The organism is Paraburkholderia sp. GAS42 (assembly GCF_050436565.1).
Taxonomy (GTDB): domain Bacteria; phylum Pseudomonadota; class Gammaproteobacteria; order Burkholderiales; family Burkholderiaceae; genus Paraburkholderia.
Window position 1 is genome coordinate 51,962 of record NZ_JBNDML010000013.1, and the last position, 12,551, is coordinate 64,512.

At 63.3% G+C, this 12,551-nt stretch carries 9 protein-coding genes and 1 pseudogene; 7 read left to right on the forward strand and 3 right to left on the reverse strand.

The features are described from left to right. The first annotated feature begins 1 nt into the window (after nt 1). The 6 genes from P3T16_RS19770 to P3T16_RS19795 all read left to right on the forward strand — a co-directional run bounded on the left by P3T16_RS19770 (nt 2) and on the right by P3T16_RS19795 (nt 5,479). Nucleotides 2–664: a 4-carboxy-4-hydroxy-2-oxoadipate aldolase/oxaloacetate decarboxylase gene (locus tag P3T16_RS19770; RefSeq protein WP_429343531.1), complete on the forward strand. Its 663-nt coding sequence runs from the start codon at nt 2–4 to the stop codon at nt 662–664. A 7-nt stretch (nt 665–671) separates the two neighbouring features. After that, nucleotides 672–1,451, forward strand: coding sequence for an enoyl-CoA hydratase/isomerase family protein (locus P3T16_RS19775; protein WP_429343532.1), 780 nt, complete (start codon nt 672–674; stop codon nt 1,449–1,451). A 68-nt stretch (nt 1,452–1,519) separates the two neighbouring features. Continuing rightward, entirely contained in the window at nt 1,520–1,939 is a 420-nt protein-coding gene (locus P3T16_RS19780; RefSeq protein ID WP_429343533.1) for a PaaI family thioesterase, read from the forward strand. Nucleotides 1,940–1,989: 50 nt separating this feature from the next. After that, a complete protein-coding gene (locus P3T16_RS19785; protein ID WP_429343635.1) occupies nt 1,990–3,531 on the forward strand; it encodes a methyl-accepting chemotaxis protein in 1,542 nt (513 codons plus the stop codon). A 249-nt stretch (nt 3,532–3,780) separates the two neighbouring features. Further along, a complete protein-coding gene (locus tag P3T16_RS19790; protein ID WP_429343534.1) occupies nt 3,781–4,530 on the forward strand; it encodes an electron transfer flavoprotein subunit beta/FixA family protein in 750 nt (249 codons plus the stop codon). A gap of 13 nt (nt 4,531–4,543) precedes the next feature. Beyond that, nucleotides 4,544–5,479: an electron transfer flavoprotein subunit alpha/FixB family protein gene (locus P3T16_RS19795; RefSeq protein WP_429343535.1), complete on the forward strand. Its 936-nt coding sequence runs from the start codon at nt 4,544–4,546 to the stop codon at nt 5,477–5,479. A gap of 323 nt (nt 5,480–5,802) precedes the next feature. Here P3T16_RS19795 and P3T16_RS19800 read toward each other — a convergent pair whose 3' ends face one another. Together P3T16_RS19800 and P3T16_RS19805 are read right to left on the reverse strand one after the other, a co-directional pair. After that, nucleotides 5,803–6,588, reverse strand: a complete 786-nt coding sequence (locus P3T16_RS19800) for a hypothetical protein (protein WP_429343536.1) — start codon at nt 6,586–6,588, stop codon at nt 5,803–5,805. A gap of 637 nt (nt 6,589–7,225) precedes the next feature. Continuing rightward, nucleotides 7,226–8,773, reverse strand: a complete 1,548-nt coding sequence (locus P3T16_RS19805) for a winged helix-turn-helix domain-containing tetratricopeptide repeat protein (RefSeq protein ID WP_429343537.1) — start codon at nt 8,771–8,773, stop codon at nt 7,226–7,228. A gap of 235 nt (nt 8,774–9,008) precedes the next feature. Between P3T16_RS19805 and P3T16_RS19810 the strand changes: the two genes are divergently transcribed. After that, nucleotides 9,009–10,823, forward strand: a complete 1,815-nt coding sequence (locus P3T16_RS19810) for a LysR substrate-binding domain-containing protein (RefSeq protein WP_429343538.1) — start codon at nt 9,009–9,011, stop codon at nt 10,821–10,823. A 295-nt stretch (nt 10,824–11,118) separates the two neighbouring features. On the opposite strand, the pseudogene P3T16_RS19815 reads toward P3T16_RS19810, so the two are convergent. Beyond that, nucleotides 11,119–12,547, reverse strand: a pseudogene (locus P3T16_RS19815) (catalase). Nucleotides 12,548–12,551 lie beyond the last annotated feature (4 nt).

Below are 12,551 nucleotides of genomic sequence, written 5' to 3' on the forward strand. Positions count from 1 at the left end.
CATGAAAGAACACGATTCGGCAACGACGGTGCGCACCGCGATTGAACGCGTCGAGGCGAGCGTGGTCGAGACCGCGCGCACGTTGCCTGCGGCGACGCTGCACGAAGCCGGCGGCAAGGTCGGTGCGCTGCCGGCGGCGATCAGGCCTGTGGCGCCGGGCTTCAGAATCTGTGGCGCGGCAATTACCGTGCATTCGCCCGGCGGCGACAACCTATGGCTACATCGCGCGCTTGTGCTCGCGCAACCGGGCGATGTGCTGGTGGTCTACACCAGCGGCATCTACGAGCATGGCTACTGGGGTGAAGTCATGACAACCGCGGCAAAGGTGCGCGGTCTCGCCGGTCTCGTGATCGACGCTGCTGTGCGCGACGCGGACCTGCTCGAGCAGATCGGCTTCCCGGTGTTTTCGCGCGGCCTGTCGATTCGTGGGACGGGCAAGGATTATGGTGCGATTGGCTGGATCAACGAACCGGTGTTGATCGGTAACGTAACGGTCAACGCGGGCGACCTGATTGTCGGCGACCGGGACGGCGTCGTTGCCATCCCGCGTGCGCGTGCGGCGGACGTAGTCGAGATGGCCGCGAAGCGCGAGGCCGATGAGGCCACGATCTGCAAGCGCATTGAGTCGGGCGAGACGACCATGCAGATCTACAACTTCCATTGATCTCTAGATGACCCCGAAGCCCGTCACCCATTCGTCCGGCTTTGCGCCGGAACTCACCGTCGCCGGTCCGATAGCGACGATCACGCTGCGTCGCCCCGAGATGGCGAACCGTCTCGAACCGGAAGACCTCGCGACGCTGCGCAGCTTCATCCGCGACGTAGACGCGCGGCGCGACGTGCTCGTACTGCGGCTATGCGCCGAAGGCCGGCACTTTTGCGCTGGCTTCAACATTGGCAGCATTGGCGACGGCGACGCGGGCGCGAGCTTCGAGGTGCTCGCCAACGAGCTGGAGCGCGCGCGGCCGGTGACGATCGCAGCGATCAACGGTGGCGTGTACGGCGGCGCAACCGATCTCGCGCTCGCCTGCGACTTTCGGATCGGCATTGAAACGAGCCAGATGTTCGTGCCGGCTGCGCGGCTTGGCCTGCTGTTCTATCGCGACGGCCTGCAGCGCTATGTTTCGAGGCTCGGACTGAATACGGCAAAGAAGCTGCTGCTTGCGGCCGCGACGTTCGATGCCGCGCAGATGCAGGCCTGCGGGTTTCTCGATGCGGTGGTGGCGCCAGCCGCGCTGCGCGACGAAGTCGAACGCCTAAGCGGCGACCTGGCCGGGATGGCGCCGCTGGCGCTGCTCGGCATGAAGAAGCACCTGAACCGGATTGCATGCGGCACGCTAGACGAAGACGAGTTCTGGCGCGACGTCACGCAGGCGGACGCATCGCAGGACCTGCGTGAAGGCGCGCTGGCGTGGCAGGAGAAGCGCAAACCGGTGTTTCGCGGCGAATAGGCTTCGAAGCAATGCGAAAAGCGCTTGGGCTTCGAACCCCAAGCTGCCTCGAAAATAGGAGACCATCAATGGAAATCGACGAGAAACAGACTCTCGCGCGCCTGTACGGCACGAACGGCTCGCTGCCGGCGGTGACGACAACGCTTGGCGGGAGATTCCTGTCACTTGTAGACGGCACGCTTGAGGCGCAGTACGTGGGCGCGCCGGCGTTCCTTAACCCGGCGGGTCAGGTGCAGGGCGGCATGCTGTGCGCCATGCTCGACGACGTGACGGCGACGCTCGTGACGTCGACACTGGCTGAAGGCGAACAGTGCGCCACGCTTAGCCTGAACAGCTCGTTCCTGCGGCCCGCGAAGCCCGGCAGCCTGGTTGGCCGGGCGACGCTGGTGCGCAGGGGGCGCGGTGTGTGCAACGTGAACGGAGAGCTGTGGCAGGACGATAAGCTCGTTGCAACGGCGTCGGCCGTATGCATGATCGTCGCGCGTTGAGTTCGGCGCGCGCGTCGGGCCGAACTGTATTGCCTTCCTCATCTATGAAGATGACATTGAACCGCAAGCTTCTTTCGATGATCGCCTTGCTGTGGATCGGCCTCGTGCTGATCGGCGCGTTTGGCGCGTGGCAGGCGCGCTCGTCCATGCTCGCCGATCGCAGCGAGCAGTTGCGGGCGCTCGTGCAGCAGGCCCAGAGCCTCGCCGGCCACTACTATGGGCTCGCGCAGCAGGGTGCGCTGAGCGACGCGGACGCGCGCAGGCAGGCGTTGGCGGTGTTGGCCGACCTGCGCTATGGTGAGGACGGCTATGTGGCGATCATCGATTCGCATCTCGTGATCGTGATGAATCCGTTCCTGCCGCAGATGACCGGCAAGGATGCCAGCCGGATGATGGATGGAGCCGGACAGCCGTTGTTTCCAAAGCTGGTCGCTGCCGGCGATCGGCCTGGCGGCGGCTTTGCCGACTACGTGGGCCGCAAGCCCGACAGCGACCTTCGCGCAGTCAAGACCAACTACGTGGCGCACTTCGCACCGTGGGACTGGTACATCGCGACTGGCATGTACATGGACGATATCGATCACGAGTTCTACGCCAGTCTGGCGCGCTGGCTCGCCGTCACTGCGGTCCTTGCCGGCGTCTCCACGCTGGTGATGGGCTTCGTGGTGCGTAGCGTTCTTGGTGCGCTTGGTGGCGAAATGGAAGTGGCGGTCGCCGCGGCGCAGCGGATTGCGCAGGGCGACCTCGGCGCCAACGTCCCGGTGCGTAACGGCGAACGGCCGAGCCTGATGCTGGCGCTTGCCACCATGCGCGACGGGATCGTCGAAACGGTAGCGCGCGTGCAGGCCGGCGCGGAGAACGTCAACGTCGGTGCGCACGAAATCGCTTCCGGCAATGCCGACCTTTCCAGCCGCACGGAAAAGCAGGCCGCCGCGCTGGTGCAAACGGCGTCGAGCATGGACGAGATGACCGCCAACGTGAAACGCAACGCCCAGAGCGCCGAGCAGGCAGCGCGCCTCGCGAGCGAGGCCGCCGATGTTGCGAGACAAGGCAGCCGGGCCGTCGACGGCGTGGTGCATACCATGGGCGATATCACCAGCACTTCCCGGGAGATCGGCCACATTATTGGCGTGATCGACGGCATTGCGTTCCAGACCAACATCCTCGCGCTGAACGCCGCGGTCGAGGCGGCGCGCGCTGGCGAGCAAGGGCGCGGCTTTGCGGTGGTCGCTTCGGAAGTTCGCGGCCTCGCACAGCGCTCGGCGGCGGCAGCGCGGGACATCAAGGATCTGATCAGTGCATCGACGCAGGCTGTTGAGGCGGGCGCCGAGCAGGTATCGAACGCGGGCGCGACGATGGGTGACATCGTGAAGGCGGTCACGCGCGTCCATGCAATCCTCGACGAAATCAGCTGCGCGTCGCTGGAACAGAGCGCCGGTATCGAGCAGGTGAATCGTGCGATCGGCGAGATGGACGAGGTGACGCAGCAGAACGCAGCGCTGGTCGAACAGGCTGCGGCTGCCGCGCACTCGTTGCGCGATCAGGTCGCCAGCCTGCGCGATGCAATTGGCCGTTTCACATTACCAGGCTAGCAACGGGGAAGGGAGTGAGATCCGCCATGTGAATTGAACGGTTGGACGTTTGATGAGCGAGTCTGCGAAAGACAACTAATGGTGGTCGTATCCCCGGTGAGCGGTGCAGGCATGGCAGCTCTAGCTTTGCAGGGCGGGATAGTCTCGCTTTTATCGTCCCACCGTCAGGTAGCGTTCGCATCGCCAGGTTTCGCAGGCGCATAAGCAAGATAGTAAATTCAGTAGGTCCATGAGAGTCAAGGAACAGACATGAAGATTCTAGTCGCGGTCAAACGCGTAGTCGACTACAACGTGAAGGTTCGTGTGAAGTCGGACGGCGCGGGCGTCGACATCGCGAACGTGAAGATGTCGATGAATCCGTTCGACGAAATCGCGGTTGAAGAAGCCGTTCGTCTGCGCGAAGCGGGCGTGGCGACCGAAGTGATCGCCGTGTCGGCCGGTGTGACGCAAGCGCAGGAAACGCTGCGCACGGCGCTGGCAATCGGCGCGGACCGCGCGATCCTGATCGAGTCGGGCGAAGACCTGCAGCCGCTGGCGGTCGCCAAGTTGCTCAAGGCGCTGGTCGACAAGGAACAGCCGCAACTGGTCATCCTCGGCAAGCAGGCGATCGACGACGATTCGAACCAGACCGGCCAGATGCTGGCTGCGCTGGCGAACCTGCCGCAAGCTACCTTCGCGTCGAAGGTTGTTGTGGCGGACGGCAAGGCTACGGTGTCGCGCGAAGTGGATGGTGGTGCTGAAACGCTGTCGCTGACGCTGCCCGCTGTGATCACGACCGATCTGCGCCTGAACGAGCCGCGCTACGTGACGCTGCCGAACATCATGAAGGCGAAGAAGAAGCCGCTGGAAATCATCAAGCCGGAAGACCTCGGCGTTGATGTGACGCCGCGCCTGAAGACGCTGAAAGTCGTCGAGCCGCCGAAGCGCTCCGCCGGTGTGATGGTGCCGGATGTGAAGACGCTGGTCGAGAAGCTGAAGACCGAAACCAAGGTGCTGTGAGGAGACGGACGAAATGACGAATCTGGTAATTGCTGAACACGACAATGCATCGATCAAGGCTGCGACGCTGAATACGATTGCAGCCGCGCAGAAGATTGGTGGCGATATTCACGTGCTGGTCGCAGGTCACAACGCACAGGCTGCAGCGGATGCGGCAGCGAAGATTGCAGGTGTTTCGAAGGTACTGCTGGCCGACGCGGCGCAACTCGAAGCGGGCCTGGCGGAAAACGTCCAGGCAACCGTGATGAATATTGCGAAGGACTACACGCACATCCTGACGTCGGCGACTGCCTACGGCAAGAACATCGCGCCGCGCATCGCCGCGAAGCTCGACGTCGCACAGATCAGCGACATCACCGCGGTGGATTCGGCCGACACGTTCGAGCGCCCGATCTACGCAGGCAACGCAATCGCTACGGTGCAATCGGCTGATCCGATCAAGGTCATCACGGTCCGCACAACCGGTTTCGACCCGGTCGCAGCAGAAGGCGGCAGCGCTGCAGTCGAGAAGATCGACGCGGCAGTCGACACGGGCCTCTCGCAGTTCGTGAGCCGTGAAGTGACGAAGCTGGACCGTCCGGAACTGACGTCAGCGAAGATCATCGTGTCGGGTGGCCGGGGTCTGGGCAACGGCGAGAACTACACGAAGGTTCTGGAGCCGCTGGCGGACAAACTGAACGCAGCACTGGGCGCATCGCGCGCAGCCGTCGACGCGGGCTTCGTGCCGAACGACTATCAGGTCGGCCAGACCGGCAAGATCGTCGCGCCGCAACTGTATGTGGCAGTCGGCATCTCGGGTGCGATCCAGCACCTGGCCGGGATGAAGGACTCGAAGGTGATCGTTGCCATCAACAAGGACCCGGAAGCGCCGATTTTCGGCGTCGCCGATTATGGTCTGGTGGGCGACCTGTTCACGCTCGTACCGGAACTCGGGGCGATGCTGACTTAAGAAGCCGTAGCGGCAGGAGGTCTAGATTTCGCACTCAGGAAGCCTAGAACAAAATTCCGCAAAATGCGGGAGAAGGTTCTTGCATACCAACGGTTGTTGAGGACGGTGTCAATTTCCGTCGGTACTTGACATAATTGAAGTGAGCGAATTTTCGACTTGTAGCGGCTACGATATAATATCCGGTTTTCGCATCGCCGAGGACTCGCTCCGAACAGCGCAGCGTAATCGCCGCCACTGATCGAGGTGGGGGCACGTAGCATGTTCACGTTAGCTTGCGCTGTATCGAAGACGCTCGATGGAGAGCCGGATGATTGCCTATTCCGTCATGGGAAGTCTTTTGTGCTGAGTGGAGCGCCGCGTGCCGGCGTCGCACGGGCAAGCGCATCGAGCACGGCTCGCGCGACGCGATGGGAGATCGCAGCGAGGTCGCCGTCGGGTGTGCTGCGCTCGCGGATCTGGCGGTCTGGATGAATCAGATTGCGCGACTCGCGCAATGCTTGCGCATGGCGCCCGAGACTTCCATCAATGTACCCGAGTTCGGTAGTGACCTTGATCAGCGCGGCAAGTGACCAGTCCGTCAGCGGTAGCACCCGCTGCTGCCTGTCCTGCGGCGCCGCACGTGCCGCGTTGGCTCGCTCAATGTCCCGTCCCAACCAGTCCGGTAAAACCACCTCAAGAATCGACGCATACAATGCGGTGGCGGCGAGCCACGCACGAGCTCCGGCACATCTCCCGGCCTCCTCCCATCGATATCGCAAGTTGTCGGCGAGTGTCGGGTCGAGGCCGAGATTGTCGAACGGCAGCCGCTCGGGTTCGATTGGCGAGAGGATAGTCGCCGGAGGCTGCAGGCCCAGCGGCGGGACCACGTCGTGCGCGTACAGGCGCCGCCCGTCCGCAGTGAGCATCAACCGGAATGGCCAGCCGAGTAGATCCTCGTCATCGCGGCGAACCAGGCCCCGCACGACCAGGGCATCGAGTGTGGTGCTGCAAACCGTCTCACCTAAGCGGGACAGGTAAATCCCCAAGGCCCCCGCGACGAGACCGCCACTGGCCAGCGTGTCGCAGTCGTCCCCACCGCTCGCGATAACTGCGATGACGAGGTCCTCCACAGGGGCGGTTCGCGACACCAGTGCCGGATGGCGCCGTTTGCATTGCTGCCAGCGCACTCCCGGGCTATCTGCCCAGCGCGCGTCGCCTCCCAGTACTCGCGAATATCGCCGCCGAAACCGTCTCGTCGCAGCACGAGACCTTCCTTCGCCATGCAGCTCAGTTCGTCCGCAAGCTCCGCGGGGCTGAAGACCCAGGTCGCTTCCACGTGGCGGATACCTTCAAGCAGATACCCGGAGTTGGTGTTTCCTGCTCCGAACATCTCGTGCTCGAAAATGGCATCGCGGATCGGTGTGTCGACGGTCGGTTCGGTCATCCATCAGTTCGCTGTCGGCTGCCGGCCGGGGCGGGCGTGCTGCGGCTGCAGCACGGTGGGGGGGAATTCTGCCACACCGCGAACGTGTCTTTCCGTCCTTATTCGCCAGTTCCTTGAGTCATGCAAACGAACATCAACCAGTGAGTGCCTCTCGGAAGAGCTCAGCAAAGCTCGTTCTTGTCTTGTCGTATCCCAAGCGCCGAAGGAAGGGGCTTGGAACTGCGACCTGTTGTGCGACCGCCAGTTGCCTTCTATGCTGCCGTTCGAGAGCACGCTCTGCTCGTCATGGTATGCGCCATCGGCGAAAAGCAATCGTGCCGTAGTCACTCGGGCAATCCGGCCAGCCGCAGCCCCTCCGCAAGCTGGGTCAGGTCTTCTGGGCGACGGATCGGAAGCCAGTCCTTGAGATTGGAGACGCGGAGTGACGGATCGAGCGTGCGCAGGCGCTGCATCGCCTCCTTCGCTTTGTCCATGCGTCCGGCGAGCGCGTGACTCGCCGCCAGAACGCCGACCGGGGCAAGGAAACTCGGTAGATTCCATTTGGCCATTTCGGCCCAATCCGAAGCGGAGTCGAAGCGTCCTGCAAAGAAATGGGCCAGCGCCATCCCAGCCTGCATCCTGAACATTTCCGGGTCCAACGGACTCAAGCGAATGGCACGAGCCAAATACTTAATCGCAGCGTCTGTTTCACCGCGACAAGCGTGCAGGGACCCACACAGGGACCATGCAGGGGCGTGGTTCGGATTGAGCAGCAAAGCTCTGTCGAACAGCGCGATACCGCCGTCGAGGTCGCCGGTGAGATGCCCGAGTGCATGAGCTCCTCTCGTGAGCGCCACAGCATCGTCCCGGCCAAGCTCCACCGCCAGTCGCGCCAGGCGAGTGCCCTCGGCAATCTCCCGGGGCTGATCGGTCATCCAGCCATTCATCTTGCGCCAGAAATAACACCAGCCGGCCATGCCATAGGCCGATGCGAAATCCGGATCGAGCTCGGTGGTCTTGTAGAACAAGGGCAGTGCCGCCTCGATTGATTCGCGCGTTCCGCTGTGCACCTTCGCGGCGCCGCGAAGGTAATAGTCGTAGGCGCACAGGCTCTCCGTCGGCTTGCGCTTGGCACGATCGATTTCCGCCCGCTCGAGCTGCGGCGCGATGGCGCCGACCACGCTTTCCGCAACCTGGTCCTGCAGTTCGAAGATGTCGTCCAGCGTGCCTTCGAAGCGCTCCACCCAGAGATGCGCCCCGGTCGTGGCATCGATGAGCTGCCCTGTGATGCGCACCTTGTTGCCAGTCTTGCGAATGCTGCCTTCCAGCACGTAGCGCACGCCAAGCTCGCGGCTGACGTCCTTCACCTCGACTGCGCGGCCCTTATAGGTGAAGCTCGAGTCGCTCGCGATGACGAATAGCCAGCGTATGCGCGATAGCGCAGCGATGATGTCCTCCACCACGCCGTCGGCGAAATACTCCTTCTCGGGATCGCCGCTCAGGTTCTGGAAGGGCAATACGGTAATGGAGGGTTTACCCGGTAGGAGGAGCGCGGACGGCGGCTCCCTCAATTCTCTGGGGATGTGTTCGCCGATTTCGCCGACGAAGCGGAAACCCTTGCGAGCGACAGTCCTGACCAAGCGCTGTTCCTCGCCGGTGTCGCCGATGGCCTTGCGGACCGCATTGATGTGACTGGTGATCGTCGATTCCGAGACGATTCGGCCGCGCCATACCTCCTGCAGCAGGTCGTCCTTGCTGACGACACGGTCGCGGTTCCTAACAAGATGCAGGAGCAGATCGAAGACCTGAGGCCCGACAGGTACGACTTTCGCGCGATGCGAAAGCTCCCGGCGTTCCGGGTCGATCACGTAGTCTCCAAACTCGAACTGCACTTGACATCCCTTGGCCGATTCGGCTCCCAGGTGGGGGCGACTGGCGAATTCCGTCCATGGATGATACTGCATCCGGAGGTGAGAGCATCTCATCCCGATCGGGCAATGCTTGGACGAAGAACCAAGCTCTCCTGCAGAGAAATTCAAGGTGAAGGCAAGGACTTCCCCGGAGCGCGCGGGCAATCTCCACACACATCGACGACAACGGTTTGCGGTCGAGAAACGGAGAGAAAACATGAAAATTGTCGTCATCGGGTGCACCGGCCTCATCGGAACGATGCTTGTGGAGGACCTTCGCAAGCGCGGCAATGACGTGTTCGCAGCCGCCCCTGACACCGGCGACAACACCATCACCCGCGAGGGTTTGGCCAAAGCGCTCGACGGCGCGGAGGTCGTCGTCGATGCGGCGAACGCGCCAGTGTGGGAAGACAAGGCTGCCCTCGAGTTGCTCGAGACATCGGGCCGCAACCTGCTGGCTGCGGGCGCTACCGCCGGCGTACGCCACCATGTGGCCCTCTCGATCGTTGGTAGCGAACGGCTTACCGACTGTGGCTATTTCCGGGCGAAGGTCGCGCAGGAGAGCCTCATCAAGGGGTCCGGCATTCCCTACACCATCGTGCGTGCGACGCAGTTCTACGAGTTTGTCGGCGACATTGCCCAGTCGGCTGCCCAGTTGGCCACCTTAGGCAAGGAGATTCGCTTGTCGCCGGCGCTGATCCAGCCGATCGCGTCAGCGGACGTTGCAGCGGCGCTTGCCGAGGTTGCAGTCGCGCCGCCGGTCAACGGCACGGTCGAAGTCGCCGGTCCGGAGGCGATGCCGCTGGACGAACTGGTCAGGCGCTTCCTGCGGGCGACGCAGGATACGCGCAAGGTCGTGCCGGATATCCACGCGCGCTACTTCGGTGGCCTCCTCTCGGATCGGACGCTCACGCCCGGGGAGAACCCCCGCATCGGCGCAATCCGGTTCGAGGACTGGCTCGGTCGCTACAAGGCTCAGTCCTGCTTCGCCATGCAGTCCCCTCTTTTGACAACTGCCGCTGGCGACAACTCGGACGCGCTTGCATCGAGTTTCGCGACGAGCTATCCCGGAGTCGTCGCCTTCATCACCGTCGTAGCCGAAGGCGGCTTTTCCAAGGCCGCTGACCGGCTCGGGATCACTCGTTCCGCGGTCAGCCGCGGCATCCAGAAGCTGGAGGCGCAGGTCGGCTTGCGTCTGTTGAGTCGGACGACGCGCAGCATTTCGCTCACGCGCGAAGGCGAGATCTTCCATGCCCGCTGCCAGCCCAGCGTCACTCTCATCAAAGAGGCGATGGAGGACCTGCGCGATCTTCGCGACGGTCCGCCGCGAGGACGCCTGCGGGTCTCCGCTTCCGTGGGCTTCGGCCGCAAGGTGGTTGCGCCACTACTGTGGGGCTTCCAGGAGAAGTACCCCGACATCGGGATCGAGCTGCACCTGAGCGATGTAGCGAGCGACTTCACGTCGGACCGCATCGACGTCTCGTTTCTCAACGGGCGCCTGGCCGACAGCCGGATCGTCGCGAAACAGATCGTCCCGATGCAGACTTTGGTGTGCGCCTCGCCCGAGTATGCGGTAAGGCGCGGTATGCCCGAGTCGCCGGACGCGTTGATGCAGCACGATTGCATCAACGTCCGTCTGCCGTCGGGCCGCGTCTACGAATGGGAGTTCACGGTGGAGGGGGGCGCGCGCAAACTGACTCCGCCATCGCGCCTCATGTTCAACGATGTCGGGCTAGTGCTGGAGGCCGTCCTCCAAGGCAAAGGCATCGCTCAGTTGGGAGGGTACCTGATCTGCGATCTGCTGCGCGAGGGGAAACTGGTTCACTCCATGCCACAGTACGCACCCGATGACCGGGGCCACTACATCTGCTACCTGAGTCGTCAGCATCTGCCGTCGCGTATCCGCGTGTTCGTCGATCACATGACGGAAGCGATCCGGGCGCTGGACCTTCAATGCGCGGGGGCTTTTTCACCAACGCGTGATGATCGACAAGCCGCCTCGGCGCCATTGGTGCCCCTGCGAGGTCAATAGACTTGGCAAGACGACTGGCGAGGATCAAGGTAACGTTCGGCACGTGTCAATCTGTCAGTTGGGAGATTGCGGTAAGACCTTGGTATGTTGGCCGAAGCGCAGGAGCATTGCGTGGCCGCAGACAACGGCCACGAGAGCGAATGCGGTGTGCACCGCGCCAACGGAGGACAGTTCAAGGATTGTGATCATCGCTTCAAGTGAACCTCTTCATTGATGCGCATAAGCGTACGCACTCTGCCACGCCTTTCACGGGGCGCGTTGGGCAACTTGCTGTACCGACGCGCCCGGTGCCTGACTAGCGGTTCTTCAGCGCCTCGGCAACCCCTGCGCCATAGGCCGGATCGGCCATCGTGCAATTGCGGATATGCCGCTGCTGCACGTCCTCGCTCGCGCCGCCGAACGAGCGCGCCGTGTTGTCGAAGAGCTGCAGCTTCTGCTCGGGCGACATCAGTCGGAACAGCGCCCCCGGTTGCTAGTAGTAGTCCTCGTCCGCGCGATGGTCCCAGTGCGCGGCTGCGCCCGAGAGCAGCAGCGGCGGCTCCGCCCTGCGAGCTGTCAGCCCACTCGCCGCGGCTGTTTGGTACGATTCCGGGCAGCCCGCCCTGATTGCCGTCCACGCGCATCGCGCCGTCGCGGTGATAGCTATGCATCGGGCAGCGCGGGGCGTTCACCGGGATCTGGTGCGCGTTCACGCCCAGCCGGTAGCGGACCGCGTCGCCGTAGCTGAAGAGCCGCCCCTGCAGCATCTTGTCCGGCGAGAAGCCGATGCCCGGCACGACGTTGGCGGGCGAGAACGCCGCCTGCTCGACATCGGCGAAGTAGTTGTCGGGGTTGCGGTTGAGCTCCAGCACACCCACCTCGATGAGTGGGTAGTCGCCGTGCGGCCAGACCTTGGTGAGGTCGAAGGGATTGAACGGGCAGACCTGCGCCTGCTGATCGGTCATCACCTGGATGCACAACGTCCAGCGCGGGAAGTCTCCGCCATCGATCGCCTCGAGCAGGTCGCGCTGCGCGCTCTCGCGGTCGTTGGCGACGATCGCGGCGGCCTGTGCGTCGATGAGGTTACGGATGCCTTGCCGGCTGCGCAGGTGAAACTTCACCCAGTGCCGCTCGTTGTCCTCGTTGATGAGGCTAAACGTGTGACTGCCGAAACCGTGCATGTGGCGATAGCCATCGGGCAGGCCGCGATCGCTCATCACGATGGTCACCTGATGCAGCGCCTCGGGTAGCAGCGTCCAGAAGTCCCAGTTGTTCTGGGCGCTGCGCAGGTTGCTACGCGGGTCGCGCTTGACGGCGTGGTTCAGGTCGGGAAATCGCAGCGGGTCACGCAGGAAGAACACGGGCGTGTTGTTGCCCACCAGGTCCCAATTGCCTTCCTCGGTATAGAACTTCACCGCGAAGCCGCGGATGTCTCGCTCGGCATCCGCCGCGCCGCGCTCGCCGGCCACCGTGGAGAAGCGCACGAAGACGTCCGTCTTCTTGCCGATGCCGGAAAAGAGCCTGGCCTTCGAGTACGCTGTGATGTCGTGCGTCACCGTGAAGTGGCCGAATGCGCCGGAGCCCTTGGCGTGCATGCGCCGCTCGGGGATCACCTCGCGGTCGAAGTGGGCGAGCTTCTCGAGCAGCCAGATGTCCTGCAACAGCGCGGGGCCGCGCGCACCGGCGGTCTCGATGTTGAAGTTGTCGACAACGGGGGCGCCGTTGGCAAAAGTGAGTTTGGTCATGGCA